The following is a 1295-nucleotide window of genomic DNA, read 5'->3' as shown; positions in this document are numbered from 1 at the left end:
CTCCCATAAAGTAGTTCGTCCAATTTTAAATCTTGCTGCCACTGTTTCTCTGCTTTCTCCTTCGTCTAGCGCTTCCATTGCTTTTTTCCTTAAGTCATAACTATATGCTGCTGGCACTCAACCTCCTTATCATCTTCTATCCTTATCTTATCACATCCGGACTTCTATGAAAAGAGCTATACTTACCACTGCTACGTGCTGGAAATTAAAGCTCGCAGGTGGAGAAGTAATGGGATTCACTGACTATGATGAAGACTTAAATATTGATAATATACTCTATAAATCTTCAAGTGGATTTACAGCCAGTAGTATAATATTAAACAGCGATTTAAAGACTGATAATTTGGAAATTGAGGGAATATTAAATAGTGTTGATATCAAAGAAAAAGATGTTTTATCAGGAAAGTACGACTTTGCAAATATTGAGATATTTCTTGTGAATTATAAAGACTTGACCCAGGGAACAATGAATCTACATTCAGGAATTTTTGGTAAAGTGACATTAAGTAGTGGAAGATTTATTGCTGAAATTAGAGGGCTCTCAGCAAAGCTTGAGAGAAGCATAGCAGAATTATACTCTCCTGCATGCAGAGCACAATTTTGCGATGATAAATGTAAAGCCGATACTAAAAAATTTAGTAAAATAAGTACAATCACTAAAGTAATAGATGAAAGAAGATTTGAAGACACGAATTTAACTGAGAGTGATGAATATTATAAGCACGGAGTAGTAAAATTCTTTGGCTCAATAGCGTTTGAAGGTGTAGTAAAAGAATATAAAAATAAAGTAGTTACGTTGTTTACTTCGCCTCCATACCAAATTTTTGCTGGAGATAAATATTCAATACTCGCAGGTTGCGATAAAACATTTCCAACTTGCAGAAGCAAGTTTAACAATACTGTGAATTTTCGTGGTGAACCCTATATACCAGGTTTTTATATTGTTTAGCAGTACAATTTTCAATATTATGAATAAGCATGGAAAGGTGGCTGAGTGGTCTAAAGCACACGCTTGGAAAGCGTGCACATATGAAAATATGTCGGGGGTTCGAATCCCCCCTTTTCCGTATGTTACTTCTAGAATAGTATAAAACCCCCGGTCGCGCACACAACTGTACGAACATTGTAATATGGTACAATGTTACAACTATGCGGTGGTAATTTACGATAAATTCATGTAGCCATTTCAAATTTAGCCATACCAATGTCAGTAAATTGATTAAGCAAATATAGCATTTCTCATAATAGTCCGAACAGGTCATAGGAAGGCAGAATCAACAGCACGACGAAAGGAT

The 1295-nt window shown here is 35.4% G+C and carries 2 protein-coding genes and 1 tRNA gene; 2 read left to right on the top strand and 1 reads right to left on the bottom strand.

Annotated features, from left to right (window positions below; genetic code table 11):
• A partial coding sequence (locus tag ACIPNH_RS03490; RefSeq protein ID WP_400771409.1) for an IS630 transposase-related protein occupies positions 1 to 117 on the bottom strand: 117 nt, incomplete at its 3' end.
• A gap of 49 nt (positions 118 to 166) precedes the next feature.
• Between ACIPNH_RS03490 and ACIPNH_RS03485 the strand changes: the two genes are divergently transcribed.
• Entirely contained in the window at positions 167 to 949 is a 783-nt protein-coding gene (locus ACIPNH_RS03485; RefSeq protein WP_400771755.1) for a DUF2163 domain-containing protein, read from the top strand.
• 31 nt (positions 950 to 980) lie between these two features.
• A tRNA-Ser gene (locus ACIPNH_RS03480) sits at positions 981 to 1067 on the top strand.
• Positions 1068 to 1295: the final 228 nt, after the last annotated feature.

This window comes from Wolbachia endosymbiont of Drosophila barbarae (assembly GCF_044752445.1).
Lineage (GTDB): Bacteria > Pseudomonadota > Alphaproteobacteria > Rickettsiales > Anaplasmataceae > Wolbachia > Wolbachia pipientis.
Note: the sequence above shows the minus strand (reverse complement) of the source record. Positions and strands in the feature narration are given on the sequence as shown.